The sequence below is a fragment of the Reyranella sp. genome, assembly GCF_965228225.1.
Taxonomy (GTDB): domain Bacteria; phylum Pseudomonadota; class Alphaproteobacteria; order Reyranellales; family Reyranellaceae; genus Reyranella.
The window spans coordinates 585,147-605,489 of record NZ_OZ245801.1; the positions used below are offsets into that span (position 1 = coordinate 585,147).

Sequence of the window (20,343 nt, forward strand, 5' to 3'; positions counted from 1 at the left end):
ACATGCTCGATCGTTGCGACCGCGTCCAGATCGCCGTGCACGACGCCGCCAAGGCGGCGCAGCGCTTCGGCCAGTTGCTCGGCAGTCAGGTGTCGCGGCACGACCATAGCCGGCACCTCTCGGCCAAGCGCACCATCCTCGCCGTCGGCGAGAGCGAGTTCGAGCTCTGCGAGGCCGACGGCGCAGGCCTCACCCAGGACTTCCTGAGCCGGCGCGGCGAGGGTCTGATGACGGCGGGCTACTGCACCGCCGACCTCGATGGCATGGTGAAGCGCTGGGAAGGCCTCGGCATTCCCTACGATCTCGACAACGAGCAGATCTATCTGTCTCCCGAGACGACCTTCGGGCTGCCGATGGTGATTTCCGAGAGTACCTATCGCCCCAGGGTCGGGCCGGTATCGTTCCTCTACGAGACCACCAACACGCTGATGAGCGACTGGCGCCGCGTCGCTGCGGTCTATGCCGGCCTGTTCGGGCTCGATCCCGCGCGCTTCAGCGAGATCGGCAGCGAGCGCTTCGGCTATATCGGCACGCTCACTTTGTTCGATCCGCCCAACCGGCTCGACCGCATCGAACTCAGCCAGGTCACCGACAACGTCCATGCGATGGGCCGCTACGCCCACAAGCACGGCGACTCGCTCTATATGTGCTACGTCGAGGTCCATGACTGGCCGAACGTGCGCCAGCGCCTGCTCGACGCCGGCGCGCGCTACACGCCGCGCGGATCCGATCCCGTGACGGATCCCGACGGCGGCTGGATCCACCCGAAGGAACTGCATGGGGTGCTGCTCGGCGTCTCGCGCACCGGGCTGGCCTGGGACTGGTCCGGCCGCGAAGAATTGGTGCCCCCCGTATGAGTTTTTTCAAGAGTCCTGGCATGACCCGTCGTTCGTTCGTTTTCACGGCTCCGGCGCTGTCGGCCGTCCCGACGGTAAGCTACGCCCAGCCCGACCAGTGGCAGACCGTCGTTGGACCCGACCTGCGCTTTCGGCTGGAGATGCCGGCACCGGTCAACAAGAGCGCGGCGGCCGAGAAGGAAACAGGCCATGCCGGCGCGAGGGTTGCGTGGGCGTCCAAGCGCGCCGACGAGATGTTCGACTTCGACTTCGTCGACTACGAGCCGGGCTGGTTCTCGTCGAAGGACAGCAAGGAGATGGCGCGCGAACTGGGGCGCGGCGAGGCCGAGAAGGCCTTTCCCCGTGCCACGTTCAAGTACGTCCTCGACGAGCCGGTCATCCTGCAGGGTTGGGACGGCTACGCGCTCGACATCGCCGACCAGCAGGGGGCTCTGGTGATGATGCGCACCTACATCGTGAAGGATCGGCTCTACCGTCTGCTGGTGACGGCGAAGAACGACGAGGAGACGAAGGCCGCGGCGGCGCGTTTCCTGAACTCGCTGCGGTTCGCGGAGACCAAGAACTAGGATGCGTATCTGCGTTTTCGGCGCCGGCGCGATCGGCGGCAACTATGCGACGCGCCTCGCGGCGGCGGGCAACGAGGTCTCGGTCGTGGCGCGCGGTCCCCATCTCGAGGCGATCCGCGCCAACGGCCTCACACTCCTGACGGGTGACAAGACGATCGTTGCCAAGGTCGCGGCCAGCGACAGTCCGGCCGATCTCGGCCCGCAGGACGTGGTGATCTCGACCCTGAAGGCGTCCAGCCTGTCGGCGATCGCCGACACGGTGGCGCCGCTGCTGGGCCCCGGCACGCCGGTGGTTTTCGCGCAGAACGGCATTCCCTGGTGGTACGGCCACGGACTGGGCAAGGACCGCCCCCAGGCACCCGACCTGTCGCGGCTCGATCCCGGCGGCGCGCTGCTCAAGACGGTCGGCTTCGACCGCACCCTGGGCGGCGTCATCACCTCGTCCAACCACGTCATCGAGCCCGGCGTGGTGCGCAACATCTCGCCCGAGCGCAACGTGCTGTGGGTCGGCGAGCCCGACGACGGTCAGACGCCGCGGATCCTCAAGCTGCGCGAAACCCTGATCGCGGCGGGCATTTCCTCGCCCTCGACCACCGACATCCGCTACGACATCTGGCACAAGCTGATGGCCAACTTCACCGGCTCGACGCTCTGCCTCATCCTGCGCCAGCCCACGACCATCCAGGCGACGCCGATGGTCAATCGCCTGGCGCGCCGCGCCCATGCCGAGGCGCTGGCCATCGCCGCCGCGAACGGCGTCGTGCTCGACGATTCGCCCGAGGTCCGCTACGGGCCAAAGCGCGTCTATCCCGATCACCGCCCGTCTATCTTGCAGGACTACGAAGGGGGCCGGCCGATGGAGGTCGAGGCGATCGTGCGCGCACCCCTTGCCTTCGCGCGGAGCGCCGGCCTCGACACGCCCACGCTCGACGCCATCGAATCGATCTGCGTCAGCCTCGCCGAATCGAAGGGCCTCTACCGGTCCTGAACAGGGGCGCCGCGCAAGAGAAGAAGCGGTAGCGAGTGCCCCCCGTGTCCCTCTTCCCCTAACGGGGAAGAGGAGTTTGAAGGGCAATCTCAAGTCAGGTCGCGGTGCCGCCCACCGTGAGGGCGTCGATGCGCAGGGTCGGCTGGCCGACGCCGACGGGGACGCCCTGTCCGTCCTTGCCGCAGGTGCCGATGCCCGGGTCGAGCGACATGTCGTTGCCGACCATGCCGACACGGGTCAGCGCCTCGGAGCCGGCGCCGATCAGGGTCGCGCCCTTGACCGGGCGGCCGATCTTGCCGTCCTCGATCAGGTAGCCCTCGGTCACGCTGAACACGAACTTGCCCGAGACGATGTCGACCTGGCCGCCGCCGAAGTTGGCGCAGTAGAGGCCCTTCTTGACGGAGGAGATGATCTCCTTCGGATCCTTATCGCCGCCCAGCATGAAGGTGTTGGTCATGCGCGGCATCGGTGCGTAGGCGTGGCCCTGACGGCGGCCGTTGCCGGTCGGCTTCACGCCCATAAGGCGGGCGTTCATGCGATCCTGCATCAGACCGACCAGGCGGCCGTCCTCGATCAGCACGTTGCGCTGCGTCGGCGTGCCCTCGTCGTCGATGGTGAGCGAACCGCGTCGGTCGTTCAGGGTGCCGTCGTCGACCACGGTGACGCCGGGCGAGGCAATCATTTCGCCCATCAGGTGGCTGAACATCGAGGTCTTCTTGCGGTGGAAGTCGCCTTCCAGCCCGTGCCCGACCGCCTCGTGCCACAGCACACCCGACCAGCCGGCGCCCAGCACGACCGGCATCTCGCCGGCCGGCGCGTCGATCGAATCGAGGTTGACCAGTGACTGGCGGATCGCCTCGTCGGCCTCCCTCTGCCAGTAGGACGGTAGGAAGATGTCGCCATAGGCGGCGCGGCGGCCGCTGCCGGTGCTGCCGGCCTCCATGCGCGTGCCGTCGGCGCAGACCACGCTGACGTTCAGGCGCACCAGCGGCCGCACGTCGGCGGCGCGCCAGCCGCCGGCGCGGACGATCTCGACGACCTGCCACGAGCCCGAGAGCGAGACCGAGACCTGGCGCGCCTTGGGCTCCTTGGCCCGCACATAGGCGTCGATCTCCTGCATCAGCGCGACCTTCTGGGCGAAGGGCACGCCGTCGATCGGATTGTCGTCGGCGTAGAGGAGGCGATTGGTGCCGCGCGGCGACTCGTCGGAGGTGCCGCCGCGGCCCGAACGCACGGTCTTCACCGTCTCGGTCGCGCGCTTCAGCGCCTGCTCGTCGAGCGCCGAGGCATGGGCGAAGCCCGTCACGTCGCCCGCCACCGAGCGCAGGCCGAAGCCTTGCGAGGTGTCGTAGGACGCGCTCTTCAGCTTGCCGTCATCGAACGACAGGCTCTCGCTCTGGACATATTCGAGGAACAGCTCGCCATCGTCGGTCCCGGCCAGCGCGTCGTCGACCATCTTCTCGGTCTTGCGCTTGTCGAGCCCGTCCTTGCCGAAGAACAGACCGTCGGCGGTGGCGAGATGGTTGATCGATTTGCTCATGGGGGCACACCTTACTCTTATGTCGTTCTGAGCGCAGCGAAGAACCTTGCGCCAGCTACAGACACTCCGATGGTTGCGAGGCCAGGTCCTTCGCTGCGCTCAGGACGACAATAGGGCTCACACCAGCACGATCTCGTCAAAATGGGCATTGGCGTTCCTGCGTGCAAGCGACGCTCACCGCGTTTTGAGTACCAGCTTGCCCTTGAGGTGACGGCTGGCACTGACCCGCAGCGCATCCGCCGCCTGGGCCAGACTGAATTCAGTGATTGGAGGTATGCGAACGGCGCCGATGCGATGAAGCTCCACGATGCGCTCGAGGTGCGCGCGGGTGCGGGGAACGGCGGGCCGCAAGGCGGTGACATCGCCGCGGTCGGGCTTGGGTGCCTGGGCCCCCGAGGCGATGAAGGCGGCGCGTCCCCCAGGCTTCAGGACCGAAAACGATCGCATCGCGACGTCGCCGCCCACGGTATCGAACACTGCATCGCAATCGCTTGCCGCCTTGGTGAAGTCGGTCGAGTTGTAATCGATGACCTGATCGGCGCCGATCTCGCGCAGATACGGCGCGTTGGCAGCGCTTGCCGTGGTGATGACATGGGCGCCGAGATGCTTGGCGAGCTGAATGGCGAAGCTCGCCACGCCGCCAGCACCGCCCTGGATCAGAATCGTTTCGCCCTTCTGCAGCTTCAGGGCGTTTTCGATGGTGCACAAAGCCGTAAGGCCGATAAGCGCCAAGGCCGCGGCTTCGACATGCGTGAGCGTCGTTGGCTTCCTCGCAACGATGGCCGCGCCAATTGCCAGCTTCTCGACATAGGTGCCGTCGCGGCCGGTTTCCAGGACACCGAACACCGCGTCACCGACCCGCAGGTCCGACACGCCATCGCCAAGCGTCGCGACGACGCCGGAGAAGTCGCGTCCCAGGCTCAAGGGAAAGCGGGGCTGACCGGGATATTCGCCGGCGCAGACTTTCGCGTCGGCGCCATTGATGCTGGCTGCCACCGTCTCGACGACGATCTGGCCCGGGCCGGCGACGGGATCGGGGAGGTCACCGACGATCAGAACCTCGGGTCCGCCGAATTTTTCGATGTATGCGGCTTTCATGATGGACCTCTCAGACCACCAGGACGATTTTGCCGAAATGAGCGTTTGCCTTCATGTGCGCAAGCGCGGCGGCGGCCTCCGACAGCGGGAAGGTCTTGTCGATCGGCAGGCTGAGTTTGCCGTCCTCGATGGCCGGCCATAGATCCTTGCGGGCGGCCTGCACGATGTCGCGGACCTCCTCGGGGCTGCGGGTGCGGAAGGTGACGCCGATATAGTCGATGCGCTTCAGCGCATGCAGGTCGAAGTTGAACTCGCCCTTCATGCCGCCCAGCCGGCCGACATTGACGATGCGGCCGAGGATGGCGGCGGCCTCCATGTTCTGGTTCATCACGCCGCCGGAGACCTGGTCGACGATCAGGTCGACGCCCTTGCCGCCGGTCGCTTCCTTGACCTTCTCCGGCCACTTCGGATCGCGCGTGTCGATCGCCACGTCGCAGCCGAACTCGCCCAGCCGCGCGCGGCGGCCGTCGTTGGTCGAGCTGCCGAGCACGACCGAGGCGCCCATGATCTTGGCGATCTGCATGCCGAGCAGGCCGACGCCCGAGCTGGCGCCCTGGATCAGCACGGTCTCGCCCTTCTTGAGGCGGCCGGCGCCGACCAGCGCGTTGTGCATGGTCTGCACGGCCACGGGCATGCAGGCGGCCTGCTCGTAGCTCATGTTGTTGGCCGGAATCTTGTGGGCGCGGCCGGAATCGGTGACGGCGTACTCGGCGAAGCCACCCGCTGCCGCGCTCATGACCCTGTCGCCCGGCTTGAAGTCCTTCACGTCGGGGCCGACCGCCTCGACCTCGCCGGCGCATTCGAGGCCCACGATGGTGCCGGGACCGCCGATGCGGCCGTGCGAATGGCCGGAGGCAACCGCGAGGTCGGCCCGGTTGAGCGAGGCGGCCTTCACCTTGATCAGGATCTCGCCCGCCTTGGGCACGGGCTTGGGGGCGTCGGTGAACTGGACGCCCTTATCGGTGACGACGGCTGCCTTCATGGCGAATCTCCCTTGGGAACGGCTTGTGATTCAGACGTCCTGCTTAGCAGGGGACTGTCGATCAGCCTATGCCTGCGCCAGCGACCGCCGCGAGTTCATTCGTTGTGAAAAGTCTATATATACACTAGATGTGAGTGATTCAGTGCGTGAGAGATGACATGAAGATCAAGCAGCAGGTCCAGGAGCTGTTCCCCACGCCGCTCTGGGTCCTCGACATCGGCCCCGGCGATGCGGCGCCCTTTAACGCGAGGCTGAAGGCCGAGATCGAAACGATCATTTCGCCGCGCCCCCCGCTGCAGAGCGGCCGGAACTGGCAGACGCCGCACGACCTGCATACGCGCGCGGGCTTTGCCGAGTTGGCCAAGCTGATCGAGGTCTCCGCAAAGAGCGTCCTGGAATATCTTCAGCTCGAGCGCTTTCCGCTGATGATCACGGGCTGCTGGGCCAACGTGAATCCACCGGGCAGCTACCATCCCACGCATGCCCACCCGAACAATTTCCTGAGCGGCGTCTATTACGTCGACATACCCGGCAGCGGCACGGAACTCGTGTTCCAGGATCCGCGGCCGATCTCGATCATGCCGTGGAGTGGCAAGCCCACGAACGTGACCGCCAATGCGTCGGTGGCCCAGCCGCAGCCCGGCCGCATGGTCATCTTCCCATCATGGCTGCGCCACCACGTTCCGTCCAACGAAGGCACGACCGAGCGCGTCAGCATCTCGTTCAACCTCATGTTCACCAACTACGCCGAGACGCTGGCCGCGCCGAGGTGGAAGGCGTCGGCCGGCGCTTCGTAGCGGCGACCGACGTCCGCCCTGGCTAGGCGATCTTGCTCGTCATGCCCTGCCAGTAGCGGTCGCGCAGCAGGCGCTTGTAGAGCTTGCCGGTCGGATGGCGCGGCAGCTCCTCTTCGAAGTCGATGCTGCGCGGGCACTTGATGGCCGAGAGGTGCTGCTTGCAGTAGGCGATCAGCTCCTCGGCGAGCGCTGGGCCTGCGTCGGCCATGTGGCGCGGCTGCACGACGGCCTTCACTTCCTCGCCGAAGTCCGGGTTCGGCACGCCGAACACGGCGCAGTCCATCACCTTGGGATGGTTGATCAGCAGGTTCTCGCATTCCTGCGGGTAGATGTTCACCCCGCCGGAAATGATCATGAAGGCCTTGCGGTCGGTCAGGTGCAGGAAGCCGTCGGCATCGAGATAGCCCACGTCGCCGAGCGTGCTCCAGCCCTTGGGGTGGCGCGACTCGGCGGTCTTCTTGGGATCGTTGTGATACTCGAAGGGACGGCCCTCGGCGAAGTAGACGGTGCCGGATTCGCCGGTCGGCAGCTCGGTGCCCTCGTCGTCGCAGATCTTGAGCTTGCCGATGATGGCGCGGCCGACCGTGCCCTTGTGCGCCATCCATTCCTGGGCGTTGCACATGGTCAGGCCGTTGCCTTCGGTGCCGCCGTAATATTCCCAGATGATCGGGCCCCACCATTGGATCATCGCTTCCTTGGTCGGGATCGGGCAGGGCGCGGCGGCGTGGATCGCGCACTTCAGCGACGAGACGTCGTACTTCGCGCGCACCTCGTCGGGGAGCTTGAGGAAGCGCACGAACATGGTCGGCACGACCTGGGTATGCGTGATCCGATGCTTGGCAATCAGCGCCAGATATTCCTCGGCGTCGAAATGCTCCATGATCACCGAGGTGCCGCCCAGCCGCATGACGCTCATGTTGAAGCGCAGCGGAGCCGCATGATAGAGCGGCGCCGGCGACAGATAGACCGTGTCGCTGTCGATGCCGTAGAGCCTGCGGCTGACCGCCAGCAGCGGATTGTCGAAGTCGATCGGCTGCTTCTCGACCACCGGCATGACGCCCTTGGGCCGGCCCGTCGTTCCCGACGAATAGAGCATGTCGTGGCCCGCGGTCTCGTCGACGATGCGCGTCGCGGGAAAGCGCGCGACCGAATCCTCCCAGGACTCGTATCCGGGGATCGTGCCGTCGATCATGTAGCGATGCGGCGCGCCCTTCATGAGCGGCACCAGCTCGGCCGCCTTGTCGGCCAGCGCCTTCGAGGTGACGAACAGCCGGGCGCCGCAATCGGTGACGATATAGTCGACCTCGGCGGCGGTGAGGCGCGAACTGATCGCCGTGTAGACCAGGCCCGAGCGCTGGGCGCCCCAGCAGATCTCGAAGAAGCGCGGGTTGTTCTCGAGGAAGATCGCGACATGGTCGCCGGCCTGGAGGCCGAGCGAGCGGAAGAGCTGCGCGATGCGGTTGGACTGCTCGTCGAGCCGGCGGTAGGTCACCGTCTCGCCGCTGCCGGCCATGATGTAGGCGGGCTTGTCGGGATGAGTGCGGGCGTGATGATAGGGATGCATGACGGCCGCATAAGAGCCGACCGGCAGAGCACTCGCAAGCGTTGTGCCAGTTCCGCTCTTCGGTTCTGCGTGTTGGGTCCGACCGCGCACGAATTTTTGGAGTAGGGACGGCGCACCCTGGCCAAGATCAGGCTCCGTGGCCTTTGACTCCCTGGCCGAGCCTGATGAAGCTAACGCCTTCACACTCGAGCGCAGTTCAAGGCGATCGAGTGCAACCTGAATTGGGCAAGCTGGCATGGGCTGGATAGCTCCGAACACCGCTCTTGGTATTGGCTGCGTTTTCCTCTCCGTGGCCGCGCTTTCCTGCCTCCCGATGTCGGCGCTTACAAAAGTGCCCGAGGCCCGCGACCTGCAAGGGGCCGTCGGGCGTCCGACAACCATTCTTGGCATCATGCAGAATTTGAAGGCGGCAATCTCAACCGGTGTATTGCTGCAAGAAGGCTTCTATCTCGAAAAGAACTTCGAGAGTTACTTCGGCGCCACCGTGGTGGACTGGCGGAAAAAGCCTGCTCTGGATTTTCGATCGGGTTATTTGCCCGCTTTTGCAACATCCACCCCGCCTCGAACGATAGGCGGTTCTAAGATCGAGGCGATCTCGGCGACGTTCTTATATCGCGCAGAGCCGGACAAGGTGACTGCCGTGTGGTCGTTTGTCTTGACGGAGTCTTCCGAGGTTGACTTCGAGTCCATCGAATCGCTCTACGGGCGTGACTGGCAGCTTGCTCTCCCGGAGCTTCCTTCGGTTCACAGAAAGCAAGCAGTCGCGACGCGCCCGCACGGCAACTCCCACATCGTCTATGCCGGCAGCGACGATCGGCAATCCTACGAGATCGAGTTTCGTTTCTATCCGAACGCCACGCTGCTCACGGTGGACGTCGCCCTGGAAAGGAAGGCGCACCCTTGAGGTTGACCGGGAGCTTCGGCGGCGCGCTCCAACGAAGTCGGGAGGCTCACCGTGGTCCCTTGCCGCCGCCGACGCCGGCGCGGCGCAAGGCGTCGGCCAATGCGCCGCCCGGGGAAGGCGCCTTCGGCGGCTGCGCGCGCGCCTGATCGCGCCGGGACGCGCCGCCGTTGTCGGGACGGGACGAGCGCGGAGATTGGGCGCCGGCCTCGTCGTCGAGTCGCAACGATAGCGCGATGCGCTTGCGCGGCTTGTCGACGTCCAGAACCTTCACGCGCACGATGTCGCCCGGCTTCACCACGCTGCGCGGATCCTTCACGAAGGTCTTCGACAGCGCCGACACGTGCACCAGACCGTCCTGGTGGACGCCGATATCGACGAAGGCCCCGAAGGCGGCGACGTTGGTGACGACGCCTTCGAGGATCATGCCCGGCTCGAGATCGTTCAGCGTCTCGATGCCGGCCTTGAACTCCGCCGTCTTGAAGGCCGGACGGGGATCGCGTCCCGGCTTCTCCAGCTCGCGCAGGATGTCGGTGACGGTGGGCAGGCCGAACCGGTCGTCGACGAAGGCGCTGGGCGACAGGGCGCGCAGCACGGGGGCATTGCCCAGCACGGCATCGATCCTGCTCTTGGTCGCCTCCAGGATCCGGTGCACCACTGGATAGGATTCGGGGTGCACCGCCGAGGCGTCGAGCGGGTCCTCGCCGCCGGGGATGCGCAGGAAGCCGGCGCACTGCTCGAAGGCCTTGGGGCCGAGGCGCGGCACGTCCTTCAGCGCCTTGCGCGAGCGGAAGGCGCCGTTCGTGTCGCGGTGGGAGACGATGCTCTGGGCCAGCGACGTGCCGATGCCGGAGACGCGCGCCAGCAGGGGTGCCGATGCCGTGTTGAGATCCACGCCGACACCGTTCACGCAATCCTCGACCACGGCGTCGAGCGACCGCGACAGCTTGAACTCGCTGAGATCGTGCTGGTACTGGCCGACGCCGATCGACTTGGGGTCGATCTTCACCAGCTCGGCCAGCGGATCCTGGAGACGGCGCGCGATCGACACGGCACCGCGCAGGGTCACGTCGAGGCCGGGAAGTTCCTCCGACGCATAGGCCGACGCCGAGTAGACGGAGGCCCCGGCTTCCGACACCACGATCTTCTGCAGCTTGAGGTCCGGCAGACCTTTCACCACCTCGATGGCGAGCTTGTCGGTCTCGCGCGAGGCGGTGCCATTGCCGATCGCGATCAGCTCGACCTTATGCTCGCGCACCAGCCTCGCCAGGATGGCGAGCGATTCGTCCCAGCGCCGCTGCGGTTCGTGCGGATAGATGGTGCTGGTCGCCACCACCTTGCCGGTGGCGTCGACCACCGCGACCTTAACGCCGGAGCGGAAGCCGGGATCGAGGCCGAGCGTCGGCCGTGCGCCGGCCGGTGCGGCCAGCAGCAGGTCGCGCAGGTTGGAGGCGAAGACCCGCACCGCTTCTTCCTCGGCCGCCGTCCACAGGCGCAGCCTGAGGTCGATCGACAGCATGATCGTGATCTTGGTGCGCCACGCCCAGCGCACCGTGTCGGCCAGCCACTTGTCGCCCGGCCGTCCCTGGGCGGAGATGCCGTAGGTCCGCATGATGCGCAGCTCGTAGGCGCTGGGGACCATCTGCGCCGCGGGCGGCCGCGTCGCGGGATCGTCCGGCTCCACGGTCAGGCCGAGGATTTCCTCGCGCTCGCCGCGGCACAGGGCCAGCACGCGATGCGACGGCATCTTGGCCAGCGCCTCCGAGAAGTCGAAATAGTCGCTGAACTTGGCGCCGGCTTCCTGCTTGCCCTCGCGGACCTTGGAAACGAGGCGACCGTTGGCCCAGAATTCCTCGCGCAGCGCGCCGATCAGGTCGGCGTTCTCGGCGAAGCGCTCGACCAGGATGGCGCGCGCGCCTTCGAGCGCCGCCGCCGCGGTGGCGACGTTCTTGTCGGCCGAGACGAAGGGCTCGGCGCGGACCAGCGGATCGACGGTCGGATCGCCCAGCAGCAGGTCGGCCAGCGCCTCGAGTCCCGCTTCCTTGGCAATCTCGGCCTTGGTGCGGCGCTTGGGCTTGTAGGGAAGATAGATGTCCTCGAGACGGCCCTTGGTATCGGCCGCCAGGATCGCCGCTTCGAGCGTCGCATCGAGCTTGCCCTGCTCGCGCACGGAGTCGAGGATGACCTTGCGCCTTGCCTCGAGCTCGCGCAGGTACACCAGCCGTTCTTCGAGCGTGCGGAGCTGGGCATCGTCGAGCGAGCCGGTGACTTCCTTCCGGTAGCGCGCGATGAAGGGGACCGTCGCGCCGCCGTCGAGCAGCTCGACCGTGGCCTGGACCTGCTGTTCCTTGACCCCGAGTTCTCCGGCAATGCGCGCCTGGATGGATACCGCCAAGTAACACCTCTGGGTCGAATGAGAGAGACGGGAGCGCACACGGTGCCACTCCGGGGCGCGGATATGAACGGCGCGCCTGTGGGACTTCAAGCTGATTGTTCGCTTGCACAATGGCTTCCAAAGCGCTGTGCTCGGCGCCGCCTTCCTGTATTCAGAAGGCCGTGTAGCCGTTGAGTGTGGTGAGCAGATGGCCGGTATGACGACGCGGAGCGAGCAGGCCTGCTTCGGCGGGACGATCGGCTTCTACAGCCATGCCTCGACGGAGATCGGCGTCGAGATGAGGTTCTCGGTGTTCGTTCCGTCGAACGCGTCGGCGCGGCCACTCCCGGCGCTCTACTTCCTGGCGGGTCTGACCTGTACGGAAGAGACCTTCATGATGAAGGCAAATGCCTTGCGATATGCCGCCGAGCTCGGTCTCGTGCTCGTGGCGCCGGATACGAGCCCGCGCGGCCTCGGCCTGCCGGGCGAGGAGGACGACTGGGATTTCGGCACGGGCGCGGGCTTCTACCTCGATGCCGAGGCCGAGCCGTGGCGGCGGAATTATCGCATGTACTCCTATGTGACGCGCGAACTGCCTGCACTGGTCGAGGCGACCTTTCCGGTCGATGCGGCCCGGCGCGGTGTGTTCGGTCACTCGATGGGCGGCCATGGCGCCCTTGTGGTCGCCTTGAAGAATCCGCAGGCCTACCGGTCGGTCTCGGCCTTCGCGCCGATCTGCAACCCCGTCGCCGTGCCCTGGGGCGAGAAGGCCTTCGGCAATTATCTCGGGCCCGATCGGGTGCGCTGGGCTGAGTGGGATGCGAGCGAGCTGCTGAAGCAGGGCAGCCGATTCGCAGGGCCGATTCTCGTCGACCAGGGCCTGAACGACCAGTTCCTCGCACCCCAGCTGCGGCCCGACGCCCTCGAAGCGGCGGCCGCAAGCGCCGGACAGGAACTGATCTTGCGACGGCACGAGGCCTACGACCATTCCTACTGGTTCATCCAGACCTTCATCGAAGACCATCTGAAATGGCACGCCGACCGGCTGCGCGCCTGAGTTCCACCAGCGGGGGGGCAGGGGACGCAGGGACCGCAGTTGACCCGGTTCCACCCTTCGGCTTTATTCCCGGCGCACGACAATGTGCCCCCGTGGCGGAATTGGTAGACGCGCCTGACTCAAAAAGTGGTTTGTCTACCCTGCGACGTTTGGCGCAACAGTCGGAAAAGTCGTTTGATTTTCGAGGGTTGAGCGGCTACGGCAGGGAGCGTCCTTGCGACGGCAACTGCGCTAGGTGCAAAATAGGCGCAGAGGGCTAGGATAGCCCTCGGTGGCAATAGGCGGGCGTGGCGGAACTGGTAGACGCGCTGGATTCAAAATCCTGTTCTGGTGACAGAGTGTCGGTTCGATTCCGACCGCCCGCACCATCTTCAACGAAATGCACTTCCATAGACGAAGTCATCGCCTGGAATCGATTGCCGGCGCGTGACCCCAAGTCTGGACGCGCAGAGCGTCTCACCAGCGCACGCGACGCCGCATGCACGTAAGCGATTAATAATGGATGTACTGAGGTGCCGACACACTCAGTGTTGAATCACTCTTTTGCACTGAGTCGTGCTTGAGCCTTGGGCGGGATACGTGTTTCGGATTTGCGGACTAGAGCGGCGTTCCTGGTCCGGGTGCTTCGGAAAGAAGGCAAGATCAATACCTGACATCTAGAGTGCTGTACGATCTGCGCGTGATCGCGACCCAGGCGGAGGTGAGGGCGCCCCCCCAACACTCTCGCCTTATAGGCCGTGGCGGCATCGAGGAAGTACACCTTCGACTGCGGATTCCGAATGCGGCTGAGGAGGATCTCGATATCAAAAAAAGCGTCGGAACATGTCACCATAGGCAGCCGGAAGGCGATCTTGCGCTCACCGGCCCCCATCGCCCCTTGGAGCGGAGATGGCGCAAACTGCGATCAGCTCGTGAGCGCGACTTCGCCGGGCGCGGAACGCCTAACGAACATATAGGCAGCGGCTTCGACCAGGAGAAAGTACCGTAATCGCACGATCAGGAGCGCTGAAAAGTCGATGTCCCGCTCGCCATTGACCAGGCTTTGCATCGACATTATGTCCTCGTGGCTCGGCCGGACCGGAAAGCTGGGATGGGAGTGCCATTCGCCGAGATAGTTGAAGCGTTTAAAATTCGATCGGGTCTTTCGAAAGAAGCTTTCGAGCGCTTCCGCATGATGATCGGGACTGCGGACGAAATGAGCGGCCGTCCCGGTCGTGTCGTCGACCGAAAAGTCGACGATGCGGAAATGATCCGGCGCCACTTGCTCCCCCATGAGGATGCCGCCGATCTCGCGCCGACCAGCGCCTCTCAGGCATTTGCGAAGGCGCGCCCGCTGGTCATTGGGAAGGCTGATCGTGACCATCGAACGCCGAAGGCAAGAGTTCGCGCAAAAGCGCAAGGCTTTCTGCGACAGAAGCGGGGTCCCGCTCGGCCTTCCATGGGGCGGAGCCGGCGAGTTCGATCGGCCATGTCTCGAAGGGCTGGGAGAAAATCCAGGCCGTGCGCAAGCCGATCGCATAGGCGGGCGCCGGAAAAGCACTGTCCTCCGGTCGGGTGAGGACGTCCGTCGCCAACCGTGCCAGGTGACCCGCGATGACGGAAACTTCCGCGTCGTCAGCCACCAGAGGTCCGGCGCTCCCGTCTGCCGCTTCATAGGGTGCCGCAAGGCCGGCGAGCGGGGCGGGAACGCCGTGTGCATTGCACCAGGCGTTGATCTGATTGCGGGCCGTCTGGGGCTCAGGCTCATGGCCCGATCGAACGCGCGCCACGAGGCCGCCAATGCCCCCGGCGAAGACCTCGCCCCAGATGAGTGGCTTGAGGCTTTCCCTCGCCACCGCGGCGCAGAAGTTGAAGCAGTGCGCGTCGGCGGTGGCGTCGATGATGAGGTCGCAGGCGCGCAGCGCCGACATCACCGAGGCGGTGGAATCGGCGCTTTCCTGGCCGCCCAGCGCGACACGCCGCACCGTGACACCGATCTTGCCAGCAATCTCGATGAGGCGGCTACGGAGCGCGTCGGCCTTGTGCACTCCGGTTGCGGCGGCGCCGAGTTCGTTGCGCACTAGGTTCGCAGCGAACAGGACGTCATCGTCAACCAGCGTGAAGGTCCGCACACCGGCACGCGCCAGCATCGCGCCGAGCTTGGAGCCAAGCGAGCCGCATCCGACAATGCCGACGCTCTTGCCGGCGAGACCAGCATAGTCGTCGGGGAGCCGGCTGCCGGCGGTGACCTTCAGGAGGCGCGAGCGACCGTAAACGCGCTTCTGGCCAGCGTCATAGGCATAGAAATGCCCGATCCCGGCTGCGGAGACCAACACGAGATCCATCTCTCCGCTGGTGGCGAGCGCAGCCTCGCGGAGCGCGTCGAGGCCAAGCGCACCGAGCAGGTCGGCGATGCCGGTCTGCGTGGCCGCGGGCATCGCCGTTCCTTGCGGCAGTCGAATGGCATGGCCGACCTTCGTCGTCTCCCGAATCCCAGCTGGCCATGCGCGGCCATCGGTGAAGCCATCGATATCGGCAATCGTCACCGTGAAAGTATCGGCGTGATATTTCTCCGCAATGCCGATCTCGACCGACTGACCGGGTTCGATCGCCTTGAGGCGCTCTTCCATCTCCCGCATCAGCAGGAACCGGAAGTATGAGCCGCGCACGCTTTGGCCGAGCGAGACGGCGTGCGCCGACGATAGTTCGGGGCCATCGGCATCGCGTTCACCGGCGATCAGGCGATGCGCGCTCTCGATCATCATCGCCCCGGTGATCGTCGTCCCCCAATTGTCGGCGCGATATTCCAGGCAGAGATTTCCGCCCGCCCCATACTGATGGCTCGAAAGGCGGCTTCCGTCTCGGGGAAGCACCATGGGTGGCGAATTGGGGTGGAATTCCGCATAGGTCATCGTCAGCGGAACGCTGTCACCGTCATGCTCGATCTCGAAGTCGACCGCGAGCGCCGCGCCGTTCGAGAGATGCCAGCGCACGCCCTTGAGCCAGCCGACGCGCTCCGCGAGTTCAGCGACGCCCTGACGTTCGGACTGCGCGCGTGTTGGGTTTTCGAGCCACCAGATCATTCCGCGGCGCCGAACCCCTGAGGCTTGGTCGGGACCCGGCTCCTGTCCGGAAAGGAAAGCCCCCCCGCCACCGGCGCCACCGATGCGGTTTTGAGCAGCGGGGATCGGGCCAGCGGCGGACGGCGGCGGGCCGCGCGATCGGCCAGCGATTCGCCGACGCCGCGTCCGACCGTCTCGGTGATCACTCTCCTGTCGCTCGACCGGGCTGCCTCGGCAAATTCCGTCCTGGCCTTCTGGAGCCAATCGTAAAAAGCGGTAGCCCGCTCGGGATGCTCGGCCCATTTGTCGGCGAAGTTTTCGAGCGGGTCGGTCGGATTGGGGATCCAATAGCGGTTGTTGTGCCACAGGATATGCTGGTCCATGCCGGCAAGGATCACCGCGAGCGCTTCGCCGATTGTCTCTGCGCCGTTATAGGCGTGCGCCGCGAGGGTGGTGATGATGACCGAGATCGGGCGTTCGTCTCCGCGATGCTCGAACGTATGATCGCGGTGACGCTTGAGGATCATGATGGCGGCCTGGAGCGGCGTTCGGACCTTGTAGTCCGGAATTTCCTCGACGCTCGCCCGCATGCTCTCGGCGAGCACGCGCTTGCGCCGTTCGAGCGCGGCCGCCATCCGGCTCTTGAACCACTCGCAGTAGCCCTTGGGGTTCGAGCGCGGCCAGTCGTCCGTAACGGCATAGTAGGTCGGCCCTTCCCTATCGGTGATGGCGATGGCGGTTGTGGTCCAACGCGCGTCGTAGCCGCGGGATTCCAGGAGGAGGCGCGCGGCTTGGCCGTTCGGCAGCGCGGGCACGATGTCCATATGGAATTGGGCGCCATCGGCATAGTCGAGCACCCAGCAACGGCGACCCTCGCGCAGCGGCTTGTTCATGTTCTGCGCTCGGCGATAGGCCTCGATCTCGGCGCCGAGCAGGGCTTTGAGTTGCTGTTGCGTCAGCGAGGTCTTGCTCAGCTTCTGCAGCTCGCAGACGGAATCGACGTCATATTCCTCGGCTTCGTTCAACGGCCGGATTGTTGTGCCGAGGCGAAACGACCCCTGGACATAGACCTTCGGTCCGTACTGCCGGACGCTCGAGGCGTCGCGATGCAGCCAGTCGCCCAGCGACTTGTAGCTCCGCTCGGCCTCCTCATACCGGCTTGGCAGCACGCTCAGTTCTTCGGCAAGATCCTCGAGGAATTCCTCGCTCTCGCGGGTGCGCGTCTGCTTTTCCACCATAGGCCCCCAAAGTGAAGCCCACGGTCCGCGTGTGGATAGTCCAATTGCGCGGTTGAGCTTGGAGTATAAAACGTGAACAGTATAGCGAATCGGGGCGAAACACCATCATGGCAAAAACGCAAATCCCACAGAAAATTCAGGTCGCCCTTTGGACCAAGGCTGCCGGGCGCTGCGAATACCGTGGGTGCAACGAGGAGCTCATCGGCGACCTGATCGCCGGGCGCGAAGACGGGAAGTTCGGCTTCATCGCGCACATCGTCGCCGACAGTGCCGACGGCCCGCGCGGCGATCCGGTTCGCTCGCCTGCGCTCGCCAAGGACTTGAGCAATCTCATGCTGCTCTGCGCGAAGCACCATAAGGGCGTAGACGTCGACTATCTCGCGGATCATCCCGAGGACGTCCTTCTCGAGATGAAGGCGGAGCACGAGGACCGGATCGCCATCGTGACGGGAATGGCGCAGGAGCGCGCCGCGCACGTCCTCCGGTTCGCGGCGGACATCGGACAGCGGGACGCCCTCGTGTCGACCCGATCGATATTCATGGCGATGCCGCCCGACAGGCATCCTGCTCAGGGCCGAACGATCGATATCGAGCTGGTCGGATGTGACTATGCCGACCATGAAGCGAATTACTGGACTGTTCAGCAGGAGAATCTGCGGCGCGTGTTCGCGCGCAAGGTGAAGGAGCGTATCGAGCAAAAGGAGATAAAGCAGCTCAGCGTGTTCGCGCTAGCGCCGCAGCCGCTGCTGATCGAGCTAGGGCATCTCTTGGGGGACATCGTCCCGGTCACTGTTCATCAGAGATATCGCGAGCCGCCGACATGGCGCTGGCAAGCTGACCAGCCCGCGATCACCTTTCAGACCCGCGAGTATTCCGGCTTAACGAAGGTCGCGGTCGCGCTGAAGCTCGCGCTGAGCGCAACCGTCACGGACGAACGGATTCGCACGGTGCTCGGTGAGGATGTCGCCATCTGGTCGCTGACGGCAGAGAATCCGCACAACGACATCATGCGTCGTCCAGATGACCTGGTCGAGTTCAAGCGCCAGCTCCGACGTCTGTTCGATCGGATCAAGGCCTTTCACGGCGAGGATTCGGTCATCAACGTCTTTCCCGCGTTGCCGAATTCAGCGGCAGTCGAGGTAGGGCGCGTGCGGATGCCGAAGGCTGATTTACCCATGCAGATCTATGACCAGAATCGGACCGTCGGCGGCTTCATTCCCACGTTGAAAATCACGAGCTGATTGCCACGCGGTGTTCCAGTGAATGGTCGCGCGCGACGCCCGCCGCGCGCGTTTCAATGGAAATTTCGCGCTTTTACCTTGATCGTGTCATGTGAAGGGAGATGTCGCTCGTGCGCAGGCCTTTTGGCTCGCGCAGATCAGGACTGGCGCCGCCGTTGCGGACCCTGTTCGATGCCGAGTTAGCCGAGTTGAGTGGTGCCAAGCGAACTCAGTGCAAATGGCCACAAATCTCCTCAGGGCAGAACTCGGCGCAGAAATGCCAACTCAGTGCTTAACTACACTTTTGTGCCGGGCCAGTATAAGCTGCGCAGACAGAAGGCCTCTGGTGCCAAGCATATGCGGTTACGAACGCAGGGATCTCGCGCTTGGTAAAGGCTGACCGACTGAAGCGCCTGCGTGATCGCTCGATTACCAAGCTCGGTGACGAGGCGGCGCTCGACCATATCGGCGCGCTCATCGACGCTTCACTCGACGCGGGCTTCGCGCCTGGTGCGGACCGCGCGATCAACCTCCTCAATGAACTTGAGAAGCGTCAGCCGAGCGCCAAGTTGTGTGCGCGCCTCGACTATTTCCGAGCCAACGCGTGGTACTCGAAAGAAGTAGCCGTTGGCGCCCGTGGGTCCTGGGCCTGGGAGCATCCTGAACGCGAGCAGCAGATCCTCGCCTTATCGCGAGCTGTCGCGCATCCTGGCTTTGCCGATCTGGACGTCGGCCGCCGTTGCCAGATCCTGACCAATCGAGCGAACCAACTCAATGTGATGGGACGCTTCATCGACGCGATCGAAGGGTGGGACGCCGCCTTACGAACAGTTCCCAAATTCGCAATGGCACTGGCCAATCGGGGATACGGCTTGAAGCGCTATGGCGGGCTGCTGGACGATGATCGCGAGCGCGCGATCCTACTGCTGCACGCGCATGATGGGCTAGTTGCTGCAACGGGCGCCGATGCAGTACACGATTCTCCCCACCCATATGCGTTGATCCAAAGGTTCGCCGAAGACGCCAAGGCGCTTGCCTCGGCAGGTGATCTAAATCGGATACGTGAGCTGCTGGATCTTGGCATGCCACGGCTAGGGCGCAGCAAGGCTGAGAGGAAGTATCGGCGGTGGTGTCTCGACGAACGCCTATTCTTGAATTCGCTCAATGATCTTGGGCCTCATGCAAGAGCTGCATCTGACGATCTGGTACTGCCGCCGATAACCGAAAGATTAGACGAGCGGCCGGGCTTGGTTACACCGCCGCCGGTGATCGGCTTCTTCAATCAGATGAAACAGGAGTACGTATCAGCTCGCTTCATGCTGTACGAGGGCTTGCAGGACACCAAGCAGCACTTTTCTGATCGTGGTGTTCGGATGTTCAATACGTTGGACTATCCGATGCATTCGCTCGCCACCGAGCGGGTGCGTGCGGCCTATCGCATCGCCTACTCACTGCTCGATAAAGTAGCGTTTCTCGTTGACCACTATTGGAAGCTCGGAAAAGTCACGGATCGCATCAACTTCAAGAATGTCTGGATGGTCGAAGGCAAGTCGCGGCTTCATGACCGCTTCATGGACTATAGCAACTGGCCCTTACGTGGGCTGTTCTGGCTATCTAAGGAGCTGTTCGATGATCAGTTGAAGCTCACGACTGGGCCCGATGCGCGCGAACTACATGAGATCCGCAACGCGCTCGAGCACAAGTTTCTCCAAGTCCATGAGGGGTGGGCATGGTCGCTTGGCCGGCCTCTGCCGAGTGGAGAAGGTCTAAGCTTTCTTATCGACAGCGACCTTCTCGAAAGGAAGGCGCTGCGCGTGATGAAGATGGCACGATCTGCGTTGATTCAGTTGATCTTGGCGATCGGCGTCGAAGAACGAGCGCGCAGGCGTGAGCAGCCCGATACTGTTATCGCTAACATGCCACTTTTTGGCCTCGACGATCGCCGCAAGCGACGTGACCCGCTGTAGCCGTCAAGTGGCGGTGATGGCATATGCCGTGGCGCTTCCTCGCCGCGGCATTCACTCAACCAAAAGTCTAATTCGCAGGCACAGCCATAAGTGGTATAAAGACATGGGGTGCGCCACAGCCGGTTCGCGTCAATTGCCGGCATGTGCGTTCGG

The 20,343-nt window shown here is 64.5% G+C and carries 16 protein-coding genes and 1 tRNA gene; 9 read left to right on the plus strand and 8 right to left on the minus strand.

The genetic code is table 11. The annotated features are described in order from the left end of the window. Positions 1-2: 2 nt before the first annotated feature. The 3 genes from ACO07K_RS02815 to ACO07K_RS02825 are packed head-to-tail and all read left to right on the plus strand — an operon-like array spanning position 3 to position 2,411. Positions 3-857 carry a VOC family protein gene (locus tag ACO07K_RS02815; RefSeq protein WP_422034402.1) on the plus strand — a complete coding sequence of 285 codons (855 nt, stop codon included), beginning with the start codon at positions 3-5 and terminating at the stop codon, positions 855-857. A gap of 20 nt (positions 858-877) precedes the next feature. Continuing rightward, the gene (locus ACO07K_RS02820) at positions 878-1,423 is read left to right on the plus strand and encodes a hypothetical protein (RefSeq protein WP_422034403.1); all 546 of its coding nucleotides are present in this window, start codon (positions 878-880) and stop codon (positions 1,421-1,423) included. 1 nt (position 1,424) lies between these two features. Further along, entirely contained in the window at positions 1,425-2,411 is a 987-nt protein-coding gene (locus ACO07K_RS02825) for a ketopantoate reductase family protein (RefSeq protein ID WP_422034404.1), read from the plus strand. A gap of 94 nt (positions 2,412-2,505) precedes the next feature. Here the strand turns inward: ACO07K_RS02825 and tldD are convergent, their stop codons facing one another. The 3 genes from tldD to ACO07K_RS02840 all read right to left on the minus strand — a co-directional run bounded on the left by tldD (position 2,506) and on the right by ACO07K_RS02840 (position 6,031). Next, a complete protein-coding gene (gene tldD / locus ACO07K_RS02830) occupies positions 2,506-3,867 on the minus strand; it encodes a metalloprotease TldD (protein WP_422036622.1) in 1,362 nt (453 codons plus the stop codon). A gap of 258 nt (positions 3,868-4,125) precedes the next feature. Beyond that, positions 4,126-5,049: an NADP-dependent oxidoreductase gene (locus ACO07K_RS02835; protein ID WP_422034405.1), complete on the minus strand. Its 924-nt coding sequence runs from the start codon at positions 5,047-5,049 to the stop codon at positions 4,126-4,128. A gap of 10 nt (positions 5,050-5,059) precedes the next feature. Beyond that, positions 5,060-6,031: a zinc-binding dehydrogenase gene (locus ACO07K_RS02840; RefSeq protein WP_422034406.1), complete on the minus strand. Its 972-nt coding sequence runs from the start codon at positions 6,029-6,031 to the stop codon at positions 5,060-5,062. A 158-nt stretch (positions 6,032-6,189) separates the two neighbouring features. Between ACO07K_RS02840 and ACO07K_RS02845 the strand changes: the two genes are divergently transcribed. Then, positions 6,190-6,828, plus strand: coding sequence for a 2OG-Fe(II) oxygenase family protein (locus tag ACO07K_RS02845; RefSeq protein ID WP_422034407.1), 639 nt, complete (start codon positions 6,190-6,192; stop codon positions 6,826-6,828). 22 nt (positions 6,829-6,850) lie between these two features. Here ACO07K_RS02845 and ACO07K_RS02850 read toward each other — a convergent pair whose 3' ends face one another. After that, entirely contained in the window at positions 6,851-8,392 is a 1,542-nt protein-coding gene (locus ACO07K_RS02850; RefSeq protein WP_422034408.1) for an AMP-binding protein, read from the minus strand. A 235-nt stretch (positions 8,393-8,627) separates the two neighbouring features. Between ACO07K_RS02850 and ACO07K_RS02855 the strand changes: the two genes are divergently transcribed. After that, the gene (locus ACO07K_RS02855) at positions 8,628-9,296 is read left to right on the plus strand and encodes a hypothetical protein (protein WP_422034409.1); all 669 of its coding nucleotides are present in this window, start codon (positions 8,628-8,630) and stop codon (positions 9,294-9,296) included. 46 nt (positions 9,297-9,342) lie between these two features. Here the strand turns inward: ACO07K_RS02855 and ACO07K_RS02860 are convergent, their stop codons facing one another. Then, positions 9,343-11,688 carry a Tex family protein gene (locus ACO07K_RS02860; RefSeq protein ID WP_422034410.1) on the minus strand — a complete coding sequence of 782 codons (2,346 nt, stop codon included), beginning with the start codon at positions 11,686-11,688 and terminating at the stop codon, positions 9,343-9,345. A gap of 196 nt (positions 11,689-11,884) precedes the next feature. On the opposite strand from ACO07K_RS02860, the gene fghA reads away from it, so the two are divergent. Continuing rightward, positions 11,885-12,724: an S-formylglutathione hydrolase gene (gene fghA / locus ACO07K_RS02865; RefSeq protein ID WP_422034411.1), complete on the plus strand. Its 840-nt coding sequence runs from the start codon at positions 11,885-11,887 to the stop codon at positions 12,722-12,724. A gap of 281 nt (positions 12,725-13,005) precedes the next feature. Beyond that, positions 13,006-13,092 (plus strand) — tRNA-Leu (locus ACO07K_RS02870). 536 nt (positions 13,093-13,628) lie between these two features. On the opposite strand, the gene ACO07K_RS02875 is transcribed toward ACO07K_RS02870, so the two are convergent. Genes ACO07K_RS02875 through ACO07K_RS02885 form a run of 3 tightly spaced genes read right to left on the minus strand, consistent with a single transcriptional unit; the run spans position 13,629 to position 17,000 of the window. After that, complete coding sequence (locus tag ACO07K_RS02875) at positions 13,629-14,087, minus strand: Mov34/MPN/PAD-1 family protein (RefSeq protein WP_422034412.1); 459 nt, start codon at positions 14,085-14,087, stop codon at positions 13,629-13,631. Further along, entirely contained in the window at positions 14,062-15,786 is a 1,725-nt protein-coding gene (locus ACO07K_RS02880; protein WP_422034413.1) for a ThiF family adenylyltransferase, read from the minus strand. Before ACO07K_RS02880 ends, ACO07K_RS02875 begins: the two co-directional genes overlap by 26 nt. After that, positions 15,783-17,000 carry a nucleotidyltransferase domain-containing protein gene (locus ACO07K_RS02885; RefSeq protein WP_422034414.1) on the minus strand — a complete coding sequence of 406 codons (1,218 nt, stop codon included), beginning with the start codon at positions 16,998-17,000 and terminating at the stop codon, positions 15,783-15,785. Before ACO07K_RS02885 ends, ACO07K_RS02880 begins: the two co-directional genes overlap by 4 nt. Before the next feature lie 110 nt (positions 17,001-17,110). On the opposite strand from ACO07K_RS02885, the gene ACO07K_RS02890 reads away from it, so the two are divergent. Together ACO07K_RS02890 and ACO07K_RS02895 are read left to right on the plus strand one after the other, a co-directional pair. Then, positions 17,111-18,244, plus strand: coding sequence for an SAVED domain-containing protein (locus ACO07K_RS02890; protein WP_422034415.1), 1,134 nt, complete (start codon positions 17,111-17,113; stop codon positions 18,242-18,244). A gap of 365 nt (positions 18,245-18,609) precedes the next feature. Then, positions 18,610-20,190 (plus strand): LA2681 family HEPN domain-containing protein, encoded by a 1,581-nt coding sequence (locus ACO07K_RS02895; protein ID WP_422034416.1) that lies wholly within the window; start codon positions 18,610-18,612, stop codon positions 20,188-20,190. Positions 20,191-20,343: the final 153 nt, after the last annotated feature.